Source organism: Mesorhizobium sp. B2-3-7, assembly GCF_006442695.1.
Taxonomy (GTDB): Bacteria; Pseudomonadota; Alphaproteobacteria; order Rhizobiales; family Rhizobiaceae; genus Mesorhizobium.
In genome coordinates, this window is sequence record NZ_VFVV01000009.1 from 243,274 (window position 1) to 264,055 (window position 20,782).

A 20,782-nucleotide genomic window follows, 5' to 3' on the forward strand; every position below is an offset into this window, starting at 1 on the left:
CTTGCTAAGAGCTTGACGCACTGTCACGCCGCTCATCGCCTGAAAGCGCGCGCGGCGACAATCACCGGGCAACATGGGTCATGCACATCGAGCATTGCCGAATTCAGCTCATGCTCCGCCAAGCCATAGAGAAACCCGGTAGCCGAATAGGCGTTTCCATAGTGGCGGACTTCGACATTCTCCACCCCGAACCTGTCTGAGAGAAGCCGGCCCAGCGCCGCCGGGGTTATCGACCAGAACCAGCTCTCGCCCCATTCTCCTCGGTCAATCGGGCTTACCCAAGGGACCGTGACCAGAAGCACGCCTCCCGGTTTCAGCATCCGCCATAGGGTTGCAACCGCGACAGGCATGTTGAAAAGGAGGTGCAGTGTCTGGGTGAGCACGATGCAGTCAAATGTCTCGGGCGGCAGGTCGTCGCCGTTGGCCAGATCGCCAACGAAGGTTGTCAGCGGGTGACCTTCATATCGGTTTAGAACGTCGCTCCTGGCTACTCGACTGCCTCCGAAGCGGGTCGTATAGGCGTTGTCCCCGATCTCCAGAACCCTGCCGGATATGTTCAGCGAACATGATGCGAGGAAAGTCTCGACATAGCGGCGGTCCACTGGCTTGCCGCGATCAAAACCGAAATTTGTACTGAAGGGCAGCGGGCGGCTGAGGTCACCGAACCGGACGCCTGAGCGGCGCCGACTTGACCAGCCCTTGAAACGCTGCCGCAGCATCATGGTGGTCTGCAATGGCGCTGCGAGCGAAACGGCAATGGTGTTCAGGAGCTGACCGCCGAGCGAAGAACGGGATCGAACCGCTGTACTAAGCTGTCCCAGTTGCAGGTGCGCATAATAGCGTTTCCAATTTTCGACGCCCTGATGGTAGGCGGCCGTCCAGTCTGGATTGGTCCGCGCAAGATTCCTCTGCCGGCCAAGGACTTTGAGCGCCGCGCGCAACATCATCGGATTGCTGTTGGACATATTCGTTGCGTGCCTGCGGTAATCTGCGAGACACTCCGGGGTGCATGCGGCCTTGTTTGCCCGAGACAGGCGAAGGTAGACGTCGTAATCCTCGCAAGCCCGCAGGGATCGGTCAAATCCGCCAGCAGCCTCCAATGTGCTACGCCGATAGAGCACTGTCGCATGCATTCCAATCAGGTTGCCGGTCAAGAATCCGGCATACGGGTCCTCTCCCACCGGCCTCAGCGGAACTGAATTCCTGACTGCGCCGGCCTCATCGATGTAGCAATAGGCTCCATAGACCAAGGCGCAATCCGGACTGTCATGGAACAAAGCAAGATTGGTAGCGAGCGCCGTCGGGCGCAGCCTGTCATCGGCATCCAGGAACGCGATGAATTCGCCACGTGCTGCCTTCATTCCCGTATTGCGGGCAGCGGCTAAACCCTGGTTTTCTTGGCGGATGTAGTGGACGTCGACATACCGGCGAACAACATTTTCGGGATTGTCCAACGAACCATCGTCCACAACGATGATCTCATCGGGCCGCACGCTTTGGTTCCGGACACTGTCGATCGCTTCCGCGAGAAATCGAGCATGGTTATAGGTCGTAATGACAACCGAGACACAGGCTGCCGCGGGTCTGACGGTCATCTTTCGCCCACTTGGCTCTGCGCAGTCGGGTAGCCGGCAAAGGTTAGCCATGCGACTGAGCGCCGACATGCCTCCTCGAAGCCGACCACCGGCTGGTATCCGAGCTCGCGCTCGGCCTTGGCCGACGGGAGTTTCACCCGACACCGGTGCAACAGCGCACGTTCTTCAGATACCTTGATCTTTGGAGCCATAGGCGGCCTCTGATCGAGCCCTGATTTCCGCCACTCGGCATAGCCTACCTTTAGTCCGCTACGAACGGGTCTCGGGAGGCTTCGGACAAGCCGCCGGTAAAGGTCGCCATCTCTCAGCCATTGTGTCCAGTTCGGCGCGAATGACAATGGCGCGGAAACCGAAATCGCAGCCAGGTCGAAGCCCAATGCCTCGGCTATCGGGCGGCAAAGATCTGCCCAACTTATCCTTTCGCGGTCCCCGACCAGATAGGTTTGCCCAGCCGCCTCGGGCACTTCGATGGCAAGCTTGATCGCATGAACGACATTGTCGACATAAGCGCTGTTGCAGATGCCATGGCCGCCATCCACCAGATAGGCAGAGCCGTCGAGGAGATCGTTGGCGAAGCCCCCCGTCCAGCTGGAGCGCGGGCCAAAGACAATTCCGGGCCGCAGCACCACCACCTGGACTGCACCGTCCCGTGACAATTCCCCGAGACGACGTTCAGCACGAACCTTGGCATTGTTGTACTCGACCGTCTGGCCGTCGTGCAGCGCGCTCGTTTCGTCCGTTCCGGCCGGCGGCGATTGGCCATGAACGGATGCGCTACTGAGGTAGACCAGGCGAACGACGCCCGCAGCGGCGGCGGCACGATAGACAGGCTCGACGGCATCGACGATCGTGCGACTATCACCGGCAACTGCATGAACAACGGACTGACAGCCAAGAAGGGCCGCAGTAAGAGCCGGAACGTCATGCGCATCCGCCACCCTTCCATCGATCGCAAAGCGGGACAGGTTGGCGAAAGCACTCGGCCTGCGAACGATCGGCCTCACCTCAGCCCAGCCGGAAAGATGCAGCAACTCCACTGTCCGGCAACCTATGAAGCCGCTGGCGCCAAGCACGGCAACAGTGCCGGTCATTGTCTGGTCTCGGCGGAAGCAATGACGTGGCGAAAGTCTTCTGCTCCGAGCCAAGGCATGTCCAGCCGTTTCCGTCTGGCATAGCATTCCTCGATTCGCTTGAGCACGTTGCGCCCCGCTGTGGCTGACCCGGAAAGGAGGGTTCCATTTCGGACCGTGTCGACCAAGTCCGAAATCTGATCGCAGAACGCGTCGACGAAATCGCGCGACCGGTCGTCGGTGTTGGTGAAGGAGGCGGTGGCTGCCGTGCGGCATCCTTTCAAGGCGATCTCTACAAGCTCAGTCTCATTGGCTGCCCAAGAAATCGAGCCACGTTCGCCCTCAAGACGGTAAAGGTTCGGACGAGCCCAATCACGGCTCAGCCGGACCGTTGCCTCGAAGCCGCCAAAACCTAACCGGACAAGGCAGTTCGCCTCGACGCCGCCCATTGCGTCATCGGCGTAGTGGATTTCATGGGGCTCTCCGAACCACCAGGTCAGGAGGTCAAGGCAATGCGTGCCTATGTCCTGAAGCACGCCACCGCCGGATTCCGCGCGGCTGAAATAGCTCGTCGAAGCGACAGGCCACTGGAAAGGGCCACCCTCAAAACAACAGACACTTTGGATCTTTCCAATCAATCCACTCTCGACCATGGCCTTTATCGATCGGGTGGCAGGGAACTGCCTTCTGACGAGGCCTGTTGCCACATGCAGATTGTTGGCTGCCGCTACCGCCAGGATAAGGTCTGCGTCGGAGCTGCTCGTGGCCATCGGCTTCTCGCATAGAACATGCATGCCGGCCCGCAACGCCTGCATCGACTGATCAAGATGGTATCGAGGCGGGGAAGCGATGATCGCCACATCGGCGCCCACAGCCAGAAGGCCGTCGAAACTGGCTGCAACCTTCGCTCCGGGCAGCCGCGCCTGTACGACCGCGGCGGATTTCGCTTCGGGATCAAAGATGGCTGCGACTGCGATCTGGCCTCTGCCTTGAAGGCGCGACAGCGCTTCCGCATAGTAGAGCTTCGTGACGGCGCCACATCCGGCCAAAACGAGACGGACAGGCTCACCTTGCCGCAGCCGTGCCGGCTGCCGTTGCACAGTTTCAATTTGGGCGGACAATCTCGCCTCCCTGCTTCGCAACGAGCCACAGCATACGTCCAATTGTCTTGAGCGACGGATCGAGGTGGAAGGCTTCACTCATTTGCGCGAGGCATCCAGCCCAATCACCAGAGCCAAGCAGCCGCCGTCCGGTTTCGAGAGCGCTTTGCGAATAAGTCCGCCGAGCCGATGCGGCGACATCGTCCGCGAGTTCGCTTGGAAGATAGCTCTTGAAAATATCAATCGCCATTCGCGTGTAGGCCATGTCCGCGGCATTCCGGATATGGCGCCCTGTGTTCGATTGCGGGTGCATCCGATAAAGCGCAAGGGCTTGCGGTTCGTACCAGACAGGAAAACGAGAAGCGATGCGTATCCACATCTCCCAGTCTTCGCTGCATTTCAGCCGCCGGTCGAAGCCGCCGAGTTCTTCGTAGACCGCGCGTCGGACCGCGATGGACGGCGTCATGATGCGCTGTTCGAGCGCCAATCGGACCACCGCATTCTCAAGCCTTCCGGAGATTGACTGCATTGCAGGTTCGATCGACAACTGCTGTCCGTGGGCGTCCATGAAGACCGTCCGGCAGAACGCCGCTCCTACTCTCGGATCCGCATCGAAACCCCGACCGAGCAATTCGTAAAATTCTGGTCGGACGGCATCGTCGCCGTGCAGGAGATGGACAAGTTCCCCCTGGGCTCGGCTCAGACAGGTATGGAAGTTGCCGATGTGGCCGAGGTTTTGCGGCTGGCGGAAAAAGCCGACACGCCTTCCCCCGATTTCGTTCACGACTTTTTGCGGATCGTCGGACGAACAATCGTCAACCACTTCGATCTGCATATGAGCCGGGTCAGGGGCTTGCGCGAGCACGCTTTGCAGCGTTGAGGCAAGAAAGCGGGCGCTATTATAGACGGGGATCATCACCGACCACTTCGGACGAACAGCCGCCTGTGGCAATGACGGGACCGGATCGCGATTCTCGAAGTTGCGGAAAGCCGTCATCTCCCGAGCACCGAGGATTTCAGCAGGAGCAGTGCCAACCGCGCGATATCGCGTTTCGGCACGTTGTTTCCGCCAGTGCCGCTTCGCAGCAATCGTAGGAAGCACGATCTGGCCGACGGCAAGTCACCTCCGTTCAGATACTGCTTCGACCATTCGTAAAAGTAGCGGGAACAGCCGCCACGGGCAAACTGTGCCCCACGGGCATCCATGACATTCGCCATTCGCCGGTAGAATCCCTCGATCGCATCAAGCCTGAGCGGGCTTGGCAGCGCCGATACAAGCCCACCCGGGTGCAGACGATAGATACCTGCCACCTCGTCGACAAAGGCGAGGTCTGCTGTCTTTGCGCAATGCACATACAGCGGCCAATCAGTAATCGGAAAGAAATCTGCATACCAAGACGGTACATCCCGAACGCACGCGGTTCGCATCATACCGCCGCAAGTGGCGAAGGGATTGCCTTCCCAAATTTCCCTTTGTGTGATTAAGGGCTTCTGATCCCGTGGCGTCCACCGCCGCGACGTGATCTCGTCGCCGTGCGCCACGAGCGCATTGTAAAATATGGCCGAGAGCTCAGGATGCGCGTCAAGATGGGCCACCTGATCTCGCAGCTTGGTCTTGGATGTCCACAGGTCGTCGCCATCAAGGATCGAGACATAGCGCCCGCGCGCAACCCGGAGTCCTCTCGCAACGACCTCGTTGGATCTCAAATTGCTGCCAGAATAGATCGCCGATAGTCTTTCGGGATAATCGGATACATACCGCTCCACGATCTCCCGGGTACCGTCCGTCGAAAAATCTTCGCTGATCAGGATCTCGACACCGGATTCCGTATCTTGCATGAGAACGCTGTCGATCGCTGCCGCTACGTAGCGAGCGTGATTGTAGGTGACAATGAGCACGGTCACACTGACCGTCGGTTCATTCACTGTCCGCTCAAAAGTGCATTCTGCCCTCTGAGCCAAATTGCGGCCCGACGACATCTGCTCTTCCGACAGCAGCAGCTTCTTCATTCCAAGCCTCTAAGGAGAAACGGGCTGTCTGAGCCGCTGCCTTCTTGGGGCATTGCAAAGGTTCCTCGTTCGGGATGCTGCGCCAAATAGCCTCCGCAGGGTCCAAGTTTGCTGTCCATTGCAGCCAGATTGTTGAGCAAGGCACGGTAATCGGTATTCTCGCCGCGATCGAAAAGCTCATCGACAGCGTAGTCCCAGAACGGTTTCCCGATCCCCGAGCCGCGGCCTTCGCGTTCCAGTTTGGTTCCTTGCTTCGCCTTGCGCCGGAAAATGGCAAGCGTCGCACCGACGACTTTCGCGAACTGCGAGGGCGATCGCCAGAGCACTCTGGCGAAGTTCATGCCGACGGCAGCAAAGCGGCGCCTTTTAAGCCCGAGCCTGGCGATCTCGACATCGTTACGGAACATCACATCCGATAGGATCGGGCTCACCATCTCGCTGCAGCGAGCAAAGAGGCTCTCGAGCACCATCCGACGCGAGATGAGCATTCGGACGAAATCTTGCGACATGGCTCCTGGCGTTCGGCGGTATCCGACCAAGTGCTCCTTGACGACATCGAATCGGTATTTCGAGGCGATACTCAATTGGAGGAAGAAGTCCTCACAACCCTCCGCACCGTTTTCGCGCAGTCGCGAGGAATAGCCACCCATTTCGAGTAAGACATCGCGCCGGAACATTGCCGAACTTCCGTGACCGATAAAGTTCTGTCCGAGATGCTGCATGAATACCCATCCGTGCGGGTGCATGCGCTTAGGCGTAATGATCGCCTTATCATCGGCATCAATCGTCCGGTAAAGCGTATAGACAAGCCCAACATCATTGCCTGCTGCAGCGAAAACACGCAGCTGCTTTTCGAGTTTGGTTGGGTGCCAGAGATCGTCGGCGTCTATAGGAGCTATATAGATGCCTTTGCTTGCACGTATCCCCGTATTCCGCGCCGACGCGACGCCACTGTTCTTCTGTTGTAGCAACTTGATACGCGGATCGTCATTGGATAGTCGGCGGACAATTGATGCAGTTTCATCAATCGAGCCGTCGTCAACGACTATTATTTCGATGTTTCTGTATGTCTGGTTTATCACCGACGCCAAGGTGCGTTCGATAAATTGTTCTGCGTTGTAGGCAGGGATAATGACAGCCACGAATGCGTGAGTAGGACATTGTGAGTTGCTCGTAGAACAACTCCCCTTGGTGCGGCCACTTCCCTTCACTGTCACCCGGCCTCTGAGCTCTGCATGTACTGCTAAACGGCCGTTGTCCGGCTCACTAACATTTTGGGCCACGCACACTGGACGGCCCTCGCCCGGCCTTCTTAGGTGGCCGATCCATTCTCTTTGTGCCACAGCCCATAGCGTATTTTCCTTTCGCCCCTGGCCGACTTGGGGTTCGAAAACTCACGCAATAGCCCACGCTGCACCCTGACTAAGTGACCCAAAATGATCTCGCCCGTGCGTAGAGCCGCCCACGCAGAGTGGCGGATCCGAGAGTATCTCCTGTTCCTGCAATCTATGCCCCTGGATGGCGAGTAGATAGATCGTCAAAAGCGGTACCCGTTAAGGAAAATTCGCGACGGTTTCGGGATGCCGCGAGAATAAACGGTCTCTTTTCTGCGCGCGTTCACGAATGTCACGAGCTGACTGAATCGCACCCAAGACTGCGGAAATTCGCCTTCCATCTGGAGTTCGCCCCTGGGACCGGACAAATTGAACAAGCAGGATTGCCGGCTGATGGCGCGCGATCAACCTACTACGATCAGCCCGACACCGCCGTGGATGACACAGCGCTCGTCGAGACGATGGGTCAAATCTCCGACAGCTTCGAAGCTTACGGCTATCGCCGCATGCAGGCGGCGCTGCGGCAGCGCGGCATCGTCGTCAGCCCCAAGAAGGTCAGGCGGTTGATGCGCGAGCGTGATCTGCAGCCCAGGATCAGGCGCCGCTTTGTCGCTGGCTGCCTCCGCCCGCCGATGATGAAGAGCGGGGGTGCCTCGCCCTGATCGATGCGGCACAGGAATTTCCAGATAGACCTTACTGCCATCGTCGAAGGGCGCGCGTCGGCCTCACCCGGTGCCCCGGCAACGGCCGCCTTCGGCGGCAGGACATCGCCGTATATGTCACGACCTTTGCCGGGAAGAATGCTTGCGAATCGCTGCGGAGATCGCCGCCAGGCCACCCCGCAGTTCGTCCTCAAGAGGATAGAGGAAGCCGACACGCATGTGGTTGCGCGGCATCTCGAACCAGTGGCCCGGACCGACATAGGTGCCATAGCTTTCCAGCAGGTCGGCGTAAAAGTCGTCGAAATCGAATCCCGGACCATGACGGAAACGGGGGAAGCAGACCACGCCGCCCTGGGGCTCGACCCATTCGATCAGCTCGTCGCTCTCAATCCAATCGCGCATGATGGCAAGGCGTCCGGCCAGCACTGGCGCCTGCGCGGCGAGGAAGGCGTCGCGGCGTTCCAGGATGCGGGCGCCGATCCACTCGTCGACGACGCTGCCGCAAATGCCGATCTGCTCCTTCGCCGCCAGGAAGCGCTCCATCAAGTGCACGTCGCGCGTCATGATCCAGCCCACGCGGATGCCCGGCGCGCCGTAAGCCTTGGACAGCGAAGCCACACTGATCGCGGCGGGGCTGAGCGAGGCGGCGGGGGGCAGCATCTCGCCATGGGTCAGGTCGCGGTAGGTTTCGTCCACCAGTAGCCTGCATCCCGCCTTTTCGACCAAGGCGATCAGCGCGTCCAGTTGAGGGCGGCCGATCATCGTGCCGGTTGGGTTATGCGGGCAGGTGATGCTGACATAGCGGGTGTTCGGGCGCAGAGCGCTGGCGACGGCATCGATGTCGAGGCCGAACCGATCGTCGAATTTGAGGTCGATAAAGGTGATGCCGCAGCCGATGGCGCGCGGCGTCTCGATGTTAGTGGCATAGTTCGGCCGCACCACGACAAGATGGTCGTCGCGCGATAGAAGCGTGGTGGCGATGATGAACAGCGCGCCAGCGGCGCCGGCGGCCACCAAAACGTCGTTGGGGCCGAGGCCCTTGCCCTGCGCGGCTACCAACGCCCGAAGCTCAGGGTCGCCGCGATGCTCGCCATAGGGCAGCAGCAGGTCAGGGACGGAGAGATGGAAATCGGACAGCTTACGGTCTCGTACGGAGCTTTCCGACAGGTTGAAGCGAATGCGGTCATAGCCGTATTCCTCCGGTGATTCCTTCTCGATCACCATGCGTGCGTAGTCCATGCTTTCCCCCGTCAGGCTGCCAGCCGGGCGACGGCCAAAACGGCCTGGTCGACCTCGTCTGCTGTGGTGTAATGCGATAGGCCGAGCCGAGCGACTCCGCCTTGCTCGCGCAGGCCGAGCAGGCCGGAGGCTTCATAAGCGTAGAAATCGCCGGCCCAGCCGAAGATGTTTTCGCCCGCCAGCGCGGCTGCGATCTCCTGCGGCGACTTCTTGGCCAGCCGGAAGCTGAAGGTGGGCACACGGGCGTCCAGCCGGTTGCGGCTGGCGATGCCGCAGAGCTTGAAACCGGGAATGCCGGCAACACCCGCCAGGAACCGGTCCATCAGTCCGGCTTCGTAGTCGGTCGCCGCCTCCAATCCCGCCACGATGCGCTGGCGCAGCGGCGCGGCAACGTCGACGCCGGCGCACTGCTCGCCGAGCCAAGCGATGTGCTCGATCGCCGCCTGCGTGCCGGCCTGCGCCTCGAAGGAGGGAGTGCCGGGGGTGTGGCGCCACGGCATGTCGAAGGAGGCGGGCCGCACCTTGAGCGGCGTGAGCCGGTCGCGCAGCTCCGGCCGTATATACATGACCCCGGCGTGCGGACCGAAGAACTTGTAGGCAGAGCATGCGAGCAGGTCGCAGCCGATCGCCGACACGTCGAGGGCCAAATGCGGCGCCGACTGCACGGCATCGACCATGGTGACGGCGCCGGCAGCTTTACCAGCAGCCACGATACGGGCAACGTCGTTGACGGTGCCAAAGATGTTGCTCGCGTGATTGCAGGCAACCAGACGCGTGCGCGGGCCGATCAGTTCGTCCAGCATGTCGTAGCGATATTCGAAGGTTTCGGTATCGAACTCGAGCCAGCGGACGGTGACGCCACGTTCCTCGGCTGCGATGATCCACGGGCCGACATTGCCATCATGGTCCATGCGGGTAAGCACGATCTCGTCGCCCGGTTTCCAGTCGCGTGCCACCATGCGCGAAAAATGGAAGATCAGCGAGGTGCTGTTGAGGCCGAAGACGATCTCGTCCGGCTGTGCACCGAGCAAGGCGGCCGCCGCTGCATGCGCTCCCACCAAGATGCGGTCGCTATCACGCGAGGTGTGGAAGGCACCGCCTTCGTTGGCGCAGCTTCGCAGCATCACCTCGCTCATGCGCTCGACCACGCGTGCCGGTACTTGCGAGCCGCCCGGCGCGTCGAGATAGATACGTGGCTTGCCGTCGTCGGTGATCGCCAGCGCCGGGAAGGCCCCGCGCACCGCCTCGATGTCCCATCGTCCAGTCGTCATGGAATTCCCTTTCAGGTCAGTCGCACCGCCGCGATCGCGGCCGTCAGTTCGTCGTAGTCGAAATTCCCGCCGCACAGCACGATCGCATTGACTTGGCCGCGGTACCGTTCCGGGTGCTTCATCAGCCCTGCCAGCGCTAGGCCGGCTGCACCCTCGACCAATAGATGCTCTTCGATCGCGAGACGGGCGAGCGCGCCGGCGATCTCGGCTTCGGAACAGATGACCACATCGTCGACGACCGACCGGGCGAGGCCGAGCGTGACTGAATCCTCATCCATGCCGCCGGCGACGCCGTCGGCCAACGTCGGCAAGTGCTCGACATCGATCACCTTGCCCGCTTCCATCGACGCTGCCAGCGCCATGCTGTTGGCGGCCGCGCAGCCGATGATCCGCGTGCGCGGACTGAAGGCCTTCATCACGGCGCCGATGCCGCCGATCAACCCGCCGCCGCCCATGGCGATGAAGACATTGTCGATACGCGAATGCTCTTCCAGCAGTTCGAGCCCGATCGTGCCCTGGCCAGCAACAACGTCGGGATCGTTGTACGGAGATACGTAGACGAGTCCCTTCTCCTCGCCCAGGCGGCGCGCGTGCGCCTCGGACTGGCCGCTTTCGTCGCCATGCAGGATCACGTCGACGCCAAAGGACCGTATGCGCGCCAGTTTGGCCTTCGTGACATTGTGCGGAAGCACGACCGACAATTTTCGGAACAGGCGCGACGCCGCGAAGCTGGAGGCTATGCCGTGGTTGCCGGACGAGGCGGTGACGAACGGCCGGCCCCCGGTCGCATCGTCCATCGCGGTCAGCTTCGAGAAGGCGCCTCGCGCCTTGAAGGAGTTGGTGAACTGGAAATTTTCGCATTTGAACAAAACGGTGCTACCGATCGCGTCGCCGACGGCGGACGCGCCCAGCAGCGGCGTCTTCGCGATGTGGCCGCGGATGCGGGCATGCGCCCGCACGGACCGCGCGGCAGCGGCGGCGATGTCACCTTCGTTCGACATGGTTCTGTCCTGGGTCAAGAGTTTGCGGCTGTGCCGGCGCTCGCGAGGATGGCGCTGGCGATTGCCGCGTCCTCTGCGCCGAGGCCGGTCAGGTCGGCGATGCTGATGTCACCAGGCTTGCGCGTCAATGAGCCAGTCCGCAGCGATACGCCGATCTCACCGATCCGCTCTGGCTCGACGAGGCCGGCCGCGATGGCATGAGCGAACTCGCCATGGTCGATGCTCTGCAGGGCCGAATCGGCGAGCAACGTGTTGGCGCGCGCGACCAGCGTATTCTCCAATTCCTGTTTGCCGGGCGCATCGGCTCCGATGGCTGTAATGTGCGTGCCGGGCGCGATCCATTCAGCGCGCACCAGCGGCGCGGTCGCGGGCGTCGTGGTGACAATCACTTGTGAATCGGAACAAAGGTCGGCGAGCGAGCCGACTGGCGATACCTGGAGGCCAAGGTCGGCCACGTCGGCGGCGAAGCGTCCCGCCGCCGCTGGCGAGCGGCCCCATACCGCGACCGAAAGCGGCTCGCCGTGAGCCAGCGCTCGCAGCGCGCGTAACTGCATGCGTGCCTGGGTTCCGGTGCCGACGATGCCGAGGCGCGTCGCGCCCTTAGGCCAGCACAGCCGGGTCGCCAGCGCGCCGGCATAGCCAGTGCGCCAGTCGGTCAGCATGCCTTGGTCGAACAGCAGCGCTACCGGTTCGCCTGTCGTGGCCGACAGCGCCACCATCATGCCGTTGCCGCTTGGAAGGCCCTTGGTCGGATTGTCGTAGAACCCAGTCGCGACTTTGACGACGAAGATCGACGCGCCCGATACATGGGCGCATTTCACATGGCAATCGCCGTTCGCCGCCGCGAATCCCATGTGGACGACGGGCGGCTGCTGGACTGCCCCGGCGCTGTAGGCGACGAGGCTTTCGCGAACGGCCGCAATACCGGCGGCGTGGTCGAGCCGCCGCAGGATCTCCGCCCGGTCGAGGATGAGCGGCATGTTTGTGGCTGGCCTAGCCATGGTCGTTCCGTTCAGGCCGCCGAGCGGGCAAGGCCGCGCAGGAAGAGCTGCACACGTTCCAACCCGCCTTCCAGGACATGCGCCGGCGCGCCGATGCCGACGCGGAAATAGCCGTCCATGCCGTAGACGTCGCCCGGCGCGACAAGCACGCCCTGCTCGTCCTTGACGCGATGCGCCAGCTCGGTCGAATTTATCGGCAAGTGATAGCGCACGAATGCCATGCCGCCTGCCTGCGGCGGCGCCAGCGAGACCAGCCCCTCGTTGGCGCGGACCCAGCGCACCATCATGTCGACATTGCGTGACAGGAGGTCCCGGCTGCGGTCGAGGATCGCCTTGCGGCGCGCCGGCTGCAACACCATCGACGCGACCAGTTCGCTGACCGCGCCGGTAGTGATGGAGGTATAGTCCTTGCGCTGCCAGGAGGCATAGATCTCGGCAGCGGGGCCGACCAGCCAGCCGATGCGCAGGCCCGGCATCGCCATCGCCTTCGACAAGCCGCTGGTGACGATGGCTTTCTCATAAAGGTCGACGCTGCTCGGCGGCTCGAGGGTACCGTATTCGGCTCCCTTGTAGACCTCGTCCGTATGTAGCCAGATGCCGTTGGTGCGTGCGATGGCCACAATTTCCCCGAGCAGGTCCGCCGGCACCACGCGTCCGGTCGGATTGTTGGGCGTGCAGAGCGTGATGACCTTGGTGCGGGGCGAAATCGCCGCGCGGATGTCGGCCGGATCGGGCAGCCAGCCCAGTTCCTCGCGCAGCGGCACATCACGTACCACCGCGCCGAGCGCCTTCGCCCATCCCCTGATCTGCAGGTAGTTGGGGACGACGACGATGATCTCGTCGCCCGGCTCCAGCAGCGTCATCGCCATCAGAAAATTGGCTTCGGCCGAGCCGTTGGTGACCATCACCTCGTCGGCCGTACGATTCTTGTATGTGGCCGCGATCGCCTCGCGAAGGACGACGGCACCGTTCGTCCAGCCGTAACCGAGTTCGGCGGCAAGCACCTTTTCGCGTTCCTCCGGGCTCAGCAGTTCGTTGAGCGAATAGGGGTGTACCCCGCTATCGGAGAGGTTGTACTCGACGATGTTCTCGTAGAGCGACTGGATGCGTTCGAGGGTGAATTCTTCGATCTGCATGTGTGTACGATTCCTCTTCTTCAGGAAGCCGCGCGGGCCGGTGAGGTCGCGTTGGCCAGGATGCCTAGCACAGTTCTGTGCAACTCAGGTGTGGCGCTGGCCACGACGGAACGGCGGCCGGAACGGATCGTCAGCTCGCCGCCCTGCCAGTCGGTCATGACGCCACCGGCGTTACGCACGATCGGGATCAGTGCGCAATAATCGAAGGCGTCCAGCCCCCCGTCCACATTGATGTCCAGCGCGCCGTCGGCGACGCGGCCATAGGCATGGCAACCGCCGCCATAGACGCTCCAGCGCACCTGGCGGCGCAGCCTCTTGTAGGCGGCCGTATCCTTGTCGTCGAAGGATTCCGGGTTGCCGTTGCCGACAAGGGCCTCGCTAAGTTCCTGGCAGGCGCGCGTGCGTACGGGCTTGCCGTTGAGGGTGGTCGGCGAACCGTCGGCGCCCAGCCAGCGCTCGTTGGTGACGGGATTGTCGATGACCCCGAGCATGGGAACGCCGTTGCGGGCCAGCGCGATCAGCGTGCCGAAGGTCGGAATGCCGGTGATGAAGGCTTTGGTGCCGTCGATCGGATCGATGACCCAGACCCATTCCGCGTCGAGGCCGACGGACCCAAATTCCTCGCCAAGGATGCCGTGGTCGGGATACGCCTCCTGGATGCGCGCGCGCAGCCTCTCCTCGACCTCCCGGTCTACCGCGGTGACAGGGCTTGCATCGCCCTTGGAAACGAAGCCGTGTTGCTCGCTGAGCGCTTCCTGGATTGTCGCCCGGCTGACGTCTGCCAGCGAACCGGCGAAAGCCGTAAAGGTCTTGGGGTCAGATGCCGGCATTGTCGGCTCCCTCTATGGGTGGGGTTGCGGGTTCGTCCAGAGGACGCGTGTGTCGTGAAAGCCTGTATTCGAGGGCGCGCAACGCCGTGGTGAGCACGTAGGTAATGGTGAGGTAGATAAGCGCCGCGGTGATGAAGAGCTCATAGGGCGCGAAGGTGCGGGCGACGATCGTGTTGGCGGCGCCGGTCAGCTCCATGACGGTGATGGTCGAGGCGAGTGATGTGGATTTCAGCATGCTGACCACCTCGTTGCCGTAAGCCGGCAGGGCGATGCGGAAGGCGCCCGGCAGGATGATCGTGCGGTAGGTCAACGCCGTCGACATGCCGCAGGCACGCGCCGCCTCGATCTCACCGGCTGGCACCGCCTCGATGGCGCCGCGCAGGATGTAGGCGGTGTAGGCGGCCGTGTTCAGGCTGAAGGTCAGAATGGCGCACACCCAGGCCTGGCGCAGATATGGCCACAGAAAGCTGTCGCGAACGACCTCGAGCTGGGCGAGACCGTAATAGACAAGGAATATCTGGACCAGGAGCGGCGTGCCGCGGAAGAAGTAAATGTACCAGTGCAGCAGGAGGCGCACCGGCGCCGGGCCGCTGACGCGCAGGATGGCGACGGGAAGTGCCACCGCCATGCCGCAGAAGAGTGAGGCGACGAGCAGTTCGATCGTCGTGACGGTGGCCGACAGCAGCGCCGGCAAGCTCTCGACCATAAGCTCGAAGTTCATCGCGCCAGCTTCCTCTCGCCGCGCGTCGCACGCCGTTCCAGCGCGTCGACAATCGAGGTGTTCAGTATGGTGAGCAGGAGGTAGATCAGCGCCGCGGCGAGGTAGAAGCGGAAGGGTTCGCCATTGACCTGCGTCGCCATGGTGGAGATGCGCATCAGCTCCTCCAGCCCGACGATGGAGATAAGCGACGTGTCCTTGATGAGCGAGATCCAGTTGTTGCCGAGGCCGGGCAGCGCGTAGCGCCACATCAGCGGCAGGCGGATGTGGATGAAGCTGGTCGCGGCCGACATGCCGAAGGCATCTGCCGCCTCGATCTCGCCCTTGGGAATGGCGAGATAGGCGCCGCGCAGCACCTCGGCCGCGTAGCCGCCGAAGACCAGGCTGAGCGCGAAGACGCCGGCCGGCATCGCCGGCACTTCGAGAAAGCGGATGCTGGGGTCAATCATCTTCGCCAAGCCGGTCAGGGCCACCGTGCCGCCGAAATAGGCGATGAGGATGATGAGGAGTTCGGGCGTGCCGCGCACGACCAGAGTGAAGCCCCGGCCGATGGCGCGCAGCACACAGTTCGAGGAGAGCTGTGCCAGCGCGCCGAGAATGCCCCAAACGAGGCCGACCGCCAGCGACAGCAGCGCGACCTCGACGGTGGTCATGAGCCCGCTCGCGACCTCCAAACCCCATCCCTGGAAAATGTCCATCTGCCGCTCCTGCGGTGGCAAGAAGAAAGACGCCGGCCATCGGGTGAAATGGCCGGCGATGAACCGTACGGCTCGGCCTAGTTCGATGCCGGCAGCACGCTGAACGACCAGTACTTGTCGTTGATGGTCTTGAACGTGCCGTCGTCGATCATGGCCTTCATCGCCTTGTCGAGCTCGTCGCGCAGGCCGGCATCGTCCTTGCGCATGCCGATGCCCACGCCTGGCCCGAAATACTTCACGTCCTTGATCTCCGGACCGATGAATTTGTAACCCTTGCCTCGGTCCTTGTTGAGGAAGTCGTTGGCGAGCTTGATCGGGCCGGCGAAGACGAGATCGGTCCGCTTGGAGGTCAGGTCGAGCAGCATGTTGTCGGCCGTGTCGTAGAGCTGGATCGTGGCCTCAGGAAAGTTGTCTCGCATGTAGTTCTCGTAAGTTGAGGCACGCTCGATCCCGATGGTCTTGCCCTTGAGACCATCGGGGTTGGGCTTGCCGTCGTCCGTCAGCGGCTTGGCATCGCTTCCGTCCGGACCGACGAACCGGGCGGTGGAGGAGCGGTACGGGATCGAAAAGTCGATGCTCTTCTTGCGCTCGTCGGTGATCGACATCGACGCGGCGAGAAGATCGAACTTGCCGGCGACAAGGCCCGGAATAAGCGAATCGAAAGGCATGCAGACAAAGGAGGCGTCGGCGCCGAGGCGCTTGACAACTTCCTTCGCGACATCGATGTCGAAGCCGCGCAACTCGCCGTTCGCGTCCTTGTAGTTGAACGGCGGGTATGTGCATTCACTGCCGACGCGCAGGTCGCGCGCCGAGACCTGCGTGGCGAAGGCGGCGAGGCCGGCCGCAAGCACCAAGACAAGTTTTTTCATCATGTTCCCCTGTTGTTTGTCCTGTTCAAAGAACGCGCTGCAGGAAGGCCCGGCAGCGCGCCGATTGCGGATCGCCGAGAACCTGTCCCGGCGGGCCGCGCTCCTCCACCATGCCCTGGTGGAGAAAGAGCACCTCGCGCGAGATCTCGCGCGCGAAACCTATTTCATGGGTGACGACGATCATCGTGCGTCCTTCTTCGGCGAGCGTGCGCATGACCGAGAGCACCTCGCCGACCAGTTCCGGGTCGAGCGCGGAGGTCGGCTCGTCGAACAGCATCAGCTTCGGCTCCATCGCCAGCGCGCGGGCGATGCCGACGCGCTGCTGCTGGCCGCCGGAAATATGCGCGGGGTAGTGGTCGCGCTTCTCGAACAGCCCGACCTTGGCGAGATAGGCCCCGGCTCGCTGCCGGGCCTCCTGTTTGGACAGGCCGAGCACCTTCATCGGTGCAAGCATCACGTTGTCGAGCACGGTGCGCTGGCTCCACAGATTGAAGCTCTGGAAGACCATGCCGATGCGGCTGCGGATGCGATTGATCTGGCGCGCATTCAGCTTCGCGCGCCCCGAACTGCGATCCAGCGTCAATTCCTCGCCTTCCACCGCGATCGTGCCGGCGTCGGGAATTTCCAGAAGATTCATGCAGCGCAGGAAGGTGCTCTTGCCCGACCCGCTGGCGCCGATCATGGTGATCACGTCATGGGCATGGGCGACCAGGTCGACGCCTTTCAAGACTTCCAGAGCGCCGAAGCTCTTACGGATGTTATTTGCCCGCAGGACGGTGTTTTGGTCCATGTCCACTTGGTGCCCTTGCCTCCCGATCGGCTGGACACGGAGATTGTCCCGGAAGCGCGGCTGCCCAAAGAGCCAATTTCGCCGACGGGCAGCGGACCAATTCCAGTCCCGTGGGCTGTGAATGCGTCGTCAACCGTGTTCGAGGATAGTCTGCGCGAGGATGTCGACGCAACGCGGGATGCGGCGGACCGACGTGTTGCCGAAGCCCAGCACAAGACCCCTCGGCCTGGTTTCCCGGCGTGCGTAGCGCGAGAGTGGTGGGCAGTCCAGCCCCTTCTGGAGCAGTGTTCGCGATACGGCCACGTCGTCAAACGGTTCGCGTGCGTGGACGGTCAGGTGCAGGCCGGCGTGAACGTCGGGAACATCGAAGCCGTCTCGCAGCTTTGCGCGCAGGCATTGTGTCAGGCAGGCGGCGCGATCGCGGTAGATGGTGCGCATACGCCGAAGGTGCGAGGCGAGTCGCCCCTGGTCCATGAAGTCGGCGACCAGCGCCTGGTCCGGTAGCGGTGCGTAGAAGGAGAAAATACGCTGGGCGAGGGCGAACGCCTCGACCAGCGGCATCGGCGCGATCAAATAGGCGAGCCGCAGGCCGGGCGCCAGCATGCGGTTGAACGAGCCGGTATAGATGACCCGCCGCGGATCGCGCGCGTAGAGCGTCGTCTGCGCTTCGCCCGACCAGCGGATCTCGCTATTGGAATCATCCTCGAATATCCAGCCGGGCCGGTCCGCCGCCCAATCAAGCAGCTTTTGCCGGCGATCCGCCGTCATCGTGCAGCCGAACGGCCATTGCTCGGTCGGGGAGACAACGGCCATACGCGCCTCTCGGACCATCACGCCGGCGGCTTCTGTGTCGAAGCCTTGCCTGTCGAGCGGGGCGGGAACGGTGACAAGGCCGAAGGCTTCCAGCGTGGCGATCTCGGGCATGTGGCAAGGATCCTCGACCAGAACGGTGTCGCCGCGGTCGAGCAGAACATGAGACGCGAGAGCGGCCGCTTGCAGCGTATTGCCGATGACGATGATCTGTTCGGGACGACAGTTGATCGCTTTAGCCTCCGCCAGATAGCCCGCGATGCGGGTGGCCAGCAGTGGCGCGCCGCGCGAATAGTCATAGCCGGTGTGGGCGCTGGCGTGCTCGCGCCAGCGGCGGCTAGCGATCTGAGCGAACTCGTCATAGGGGAACTCGTTCAGCGCCGGCACGCCGGCGCTGAGATCGTAGGTCTCGATGCGTTCGGCTGGCAGGTTCATGTCGAGCAGCGCCTGGCCGCGGCGCGAGGGTGCCGGGAGCGCATTTGGACCTGACACCGGTATGACCGCCGTCTCGGCTCGGGGGTGATTGTCTTCCGGCAGCATGGTTTCGACGAAGGTGCCGGCGCCGATCCGACGTGCGACATAGCCCTCCGTGGCAAGTCGCTCATAGGCGAGGACAACGGTGTTGCGCGAGAGCCCGAGTTCCTCGGCCATGACGCGGCTTGGCGGCAGGCGCGCTCCTGGCGCCACGATGCCATCCCGTATCCAGCGGCGTAACTGCTCGAAAAGTTGCTCGTTCAACGGCGTGCCACGGCTGCGGTCGAAGACGATCCTGTTCCAGCTGGGATAGTTGAAAGCGTGCATGTCTGTTCACCGGCTACGGCGGGACCTCACGAGCGGCGACGCAGCCATAAGGATGATCTTCCTATCGAATTGAAATCACCCTATCACATGACGAACGATGAGCAGAAAGCCTTCTCTGCATGCGTCGAATGCCAGCTTTCAGCCACTGGCAGCGTTCACCAAATGGCCGAGATGCACGCGCAAATTGTTCACGGCTCCACTCGTGAAGTGGAGCCGCTCTTGATCACACCTCAGTTGCCTCGGCAAGTTCGAGAGCATCTTCTACATCGACTCCCAGATAGCGGACCGTGTTCACGATCTTGCTATGACCGAGCAAAGACTGGATGGCTCCCAGAGGATAACTGACCTCAATCCAACAAGCATGTTTCTGACAGCTCAGCCTCCGCACGTCGACAGAGCCGGTTTGGGCGGGCCCGGTCCTTTCCGAATGATTCTCTCTGCTGCTCAGCCGCCGCCAAAGGTTTGTGCCCCTCCGAGCACAGGAACCGTTATTGACCGCTGAATGCCGCAAAGCTTTTTTCGAAGCGGTCGACGACATCCTCGATATCGGACATTGCTAAGCAAAGCGGCGGACACATGCGGATGACATTGCGGTACGGTCCCGAGCGGCTGGCGACGAGCCCGTTGCGGCGCGTTTCCTCGAAAATGGCGAGCGTCTCCTCCGGCGCCGGCTCTTTCGTCGCGCCGTCCTTGACGAGTTCGATCGCAAGCATAAGCCCACGGCCCCTGATATCGCCGATGATTGGAAAGCGCTCCTTCATGTCGTTAAGGCGACCCTTGAGCACCGCGCCAACATCCCGGGCGTTCTCCTGGAGTCGTTCCTCTTTTATGACCTTTAGCACGGCTCGGCCGGCCGCGCATGCCACCGGATTGGCGCCATAGGTGTGGAACAGAAATTTATCGGCCATGGATTCAGCGACATCTCGCTTGGCGATGACCGCGCCGAGCGGGATGCCGTTGCCCACACCTTTGGCGATGACGACGATATCGGGCACAATGCCATGGGATTCAAACGCCCAGAAGGCATCGCCGGTTCGGGCGACACCGGATTGCACTTCATCAATGATACAGAGACCGCCGGCCGCGCGGACACGCTCGACAGCGCCGGCAATGTAGCCCGGCGGCATCGGCACGATGCCGCCATAGCCCTGCACCGGCTCGATAATCATGCCGGCCAGCCCGCCGCTGGTTGAACTCGCTATGGCGCGCTCGACCTCGTCGAGATAGGGCTGCAAGCCTTCGCCATGAATGCCGCGATACTGGTTGGGCTCGGCCACGAAAGTGACCCCGCCAAGCTGGGGCACGGGATGGCGAAAACCCGCTATCCCGGTCACCGACTGCGCGCCGAAAGTGGCGCCGTGATAGCTCGAGGCAAGCGCCAGCATGTCGATGTTGCCGGTATGCGAGCGCGCCATCAGCAGCGCAAGATCGATAGCTTCGGCCCCGCTGTTGGTGAAATGTACGACCCAATCGTGACCGGCCGGCATCGTTGCCACCAGTTCCTCCGCGTACTGAGCCGGAACCGGGTGGTAGAACATCGTCGTGCAATGCGTCAGTTCCGCCAGTTGCTCGGTGGCCGCCTTGACCACCTGCGGATGCGCGTGGCCGACCGAGATGCAAAGATTCATGCCGAGCAGGTCGATGTATTTACGATCCTTCTCGTCCCAGACATACTGGCCCTTGCCGCGCTTGAGGATCAGCGGGTCCTTGTAAGGTACGAACTTGCGCTGCGTGGCCGAATAGAAGCGGTTCCGCCGATCGACGATGGCCTCGGTCGACCAGTCGATGTCCAGGTTGGAATGGACGTGCGGAGCGTTCATGCCGTGTCTCCCGTGTTGCGAACTCCT

General features: G+C 62.2%; 19 protein-coding genes and 1 pseudogene. 1 reads left to right on the forward strand and 19 read right to left on the reverse strand.

All coding sequences use genetic code 11. The features are described from left to right. Nucleotides 1-32: 32 nt before the first annotated feature. From FJ940_RS19565 to FJ940_RS19590, 6 genes are read right to left on the reverse strand one after another with little or no spacing between them, the layout of a single operon-like run. Nucleotides 33-1,595, reverse strand: coding sequence for a glycosyltransferase (locus FJ940_RS19565; protein ID WP_140657570.1), 1,563 nt, complete (start codon nt 1,593-1,595; stop codon nt 33-35). Further along, on the reverse strand, nt 1,592-2,686 hold the full coding sequence (locus FJ940_RS19570; protein ID WP_181171786.1) for an NAD-dependent epimerase/dehydratase family protein: 1,095 nt from the start codon (nt 2,684-2,686) through the stop codon (nt 1,592-1,594). The genes FJ940_RS19565 and FJ940_RS19570 overlap by 4 nt, the downstream gene beginning before the upstream one ends. Continuing rightward, nucleotides 2,683-3,786, reverse strand: a complete 1,104-nt coding sequence (locus FJ940_RS19575; RefSeq protein WP_181171787.1) for a Gfo/Idh/MocA family oxidoreductase — start codon at nt 3,784-3,786, stop codon at nt 2,683-2,685. Before FJ940_RS19575 ends, FJ940_RS19570 begins: the two co-directional genes overlap by 4 nt. Further along, nucleotides 3,770-4,762 carry a glycosyltransferase gene (locus tag FJ940_RS19580; RefSeq protein ID WP_140657576.1) on the reverse strand — a complete coding sequence of 331 codons (993 nt, stop codon included), beginning with the start codon at nt 4,760-4,762 and terminating at the stop codon, nt 3,770-3,772. The genes FJ940_RS19575 and FJ940_RS19580 overlap by 17 nt, the downstream gene beginning before the upstream one ends. Next, entirely contained in the window at nt 4,759-5,775 is a 1,017-nt protein-coding gene (locus tag FJ940_RS19585) for a glycosyltransferase (RefSeq protein ID WP_140517478.1), read from the reverse strand. Before FJ940_RS19585 ends, FJ940_RS19580 begins: the two co-directional genes overlap by 4 nt. Next, complete coding sequence (locus tag FJ940_RS19590) at nt 5,772-6,917, reverse strand: glycosyltransferase family 2 protein (RefSeq protein ID WP_181168453.1); 1,146 nt, start codon at nt 6,915-6,917, stop codon at nt 5,772-5,774. Before FJ940_RS19590 ends, FJ940_RS19585 begins: the two co-directional genes overlap by 4 nt. Before the next feature lie 626 nt (nt 6,918-7,543). On the opposite strand from FJ940_RS19590, the gene FJ940_RS19595 reads away from it, so the two are divergent. Next, the gene (locus FJ940_RS19595) at nt 7,544-7,771 is read left to right on the forward strand and encodes an IS3 family transposase (RefSeq protein ID WP_140657580.1); all 228 of its coding nucleotides are present in this window, start codon (nt 7,544-7,546) and stop codon (nt 7,769-7,771) included. A gap of 117 nt (nt 7,772-7,888) precedes the next feature. Here FJ940_RS19595 and FJ940_RS19600 read toward each other — a convergent pair whose 3' ends face one another. From FJ940_RS19600 to FJ940_RS19655, 13 genes and pseudogenes are all read right to left on the reverse strand, one after another. Then, entirely contained in the window at nt 7,889-9,010 is a 1,122-nt protein-coding gene (locus tag FJ940_RS19600; RefSeq protein ID WP_140558730.1) for an aminotransferase class I/II-fold pyridoxal phosphate-dependent enzyme, read from the reverse strand. 11 nt (nt 9,011-9,021) lie between these two features. Continuing rightward, complete coding sequence (locus tag FJ940_RS19605; protein ID WP_140558731.1) at nt 9,022-10,281, reverse strand: cysteine desulfurase-like protein; 1,260 nt, start codon at nt 10,279-10,281, stop codon at nt 9,022-9,024. An 11-nt stretch (nt 10,282-10,292) separates the two neighbouring features. Then, nucleotides 10,293-11,282: a pyridoxal-phosphate dependent enzyme gene (locus FJ940_RS19610; RefSeq protein ID WP_140657582.1), complete on the reverse strand. Its 990-nt coding sequence runs from the start codon at nt 11,280-11,282 to the stop codon at nt 10,293-10,295. Nucleotides 11,283-11,296: 14 nt separating this feature from the next. After that, the gene (locus FJ940_RS19615; RefSeq protein WP_140657584.1) at nt 11,297-12,283 is read right to left on the reverse strand and encodes an ornithine cyclodeaminase family protein; all 987 of its coding nucleotides are present in this window, start codon (nt 12,281-12,283) and stop codon (nt 11,297-11,299) included. An 11-nt stretch (nt 12,284-12,294) separates the two neighbouring features. Next, on the reverse strand, nt 12,295-13,419 hold the full coding sequence (locus FJ940_RS19620; protein WP_140500675.1) for an aminotransferase class I/II-fold pyridoxal phosphate-dependent enzyme: 1,125 nt from the start codon (nt 13,417-13,419) through the stop codon (nt 12,295-12,297). A gap of 20 nt (nt 13,420-13,439) precedes the next feature. Continuing rightward, nucleotides 13,440-14,249, reverse strand: a complete 810-nt coding sequence (gene hisN / locus FJ940_RS19625; protein ID WP_140657586.1) for a histidinol-phosphatase — start codon at nt 14,247-14,249, stop codon at nt 13,440-13,442. Continuing rightward, nucleotides 14,236-14,970, reverse strand: coding sequence for an ABC transporter permease (locus FJ940_RS19630; RefSeq protein WP_140657588.1), 735 nt, complete (start codon nt 14,968-14,970; stop codon nt 14,236-14,238). Before FJ940_RS19630 ends, hisN begins: the two co-directional genes overlap by 14 nt. Further along, nucleotides 14,967-15,665 (reverse strand): ABC transporter permease subunit, encoded by a 699-nt coding sequence (locus FJ940_RS19635; RefSeq protein ID WP_140657590.1) that lies wholly within the window; start codon nt 15,663-15,665, stop codon nt 14,967-14,969. The genes FJ940_RS19630 and FJ940_RS19635 overlap by 4 nt, the downstream gene beginning before the upstream one ends. Before the next feature lie 77 nt (nt 15,666-15,742). Continuing rightward, nucleotides 15,743-16,534 carry a transporter substrate-binding domain-containing protein gene (locus FJ940_RS19640; protein ID WP_181168452.1) on the reverse strand — a complete coding sequence of 264 codons (792 nt, stop codon included), beginning with the start codon at nt 16,532-16,534 and terminating at the stop codon, nt 15,743-15,745. 25 nt (nt 16,535-16,559) lie between these two features. After that, nucleotides 16,560-17,324 carry an ATP-binding cassette domain-containing protein gene (locus FJ940_RS19645; RefSeq protein WP_140500680.1) on the reverse strand — a complete coding sequence of 255 codons (765 nt, stop codon included), beginning with the start codon at nt 17,322-17,324 and terminating at the stop codon, nt 16,560-16,562. A gap of 129 nt (nt 17,325-17,453) precedes the next feature. Then, nucleotides 17,454-18,935, reverse strand: a complete 1,482-nt coding sequence (locus FJ940_RS19650; protein ID WP_140657592.1) for a PLP-dependent aminotransferase family protein — start codon at nt 18,933-18,935, stop codon at nt 17,454-17,456. 223 nt (nt 18,936-19,158) lie between these two features. Then, a pseudogene (locus tag FJ940_RS28855) lies at nt 19,159-19,269 on the reverse strand (integrase); the annotation flags it as partial. Between the two features lie 154 nt (nt 19,270-19,423). Continuing rightward, a complete protein-coding gene (locus FJ940_RS19655) occupies nt 19,424-20,755 on the reverse strand; it encodes an aspartate aminotransferase family protein (protein ID WP_140500682.1) in 1,332 nt (443 codons plus the stop codon). Nucleotides 20,756-20,782: the final 27 nt, after the last annotated feature.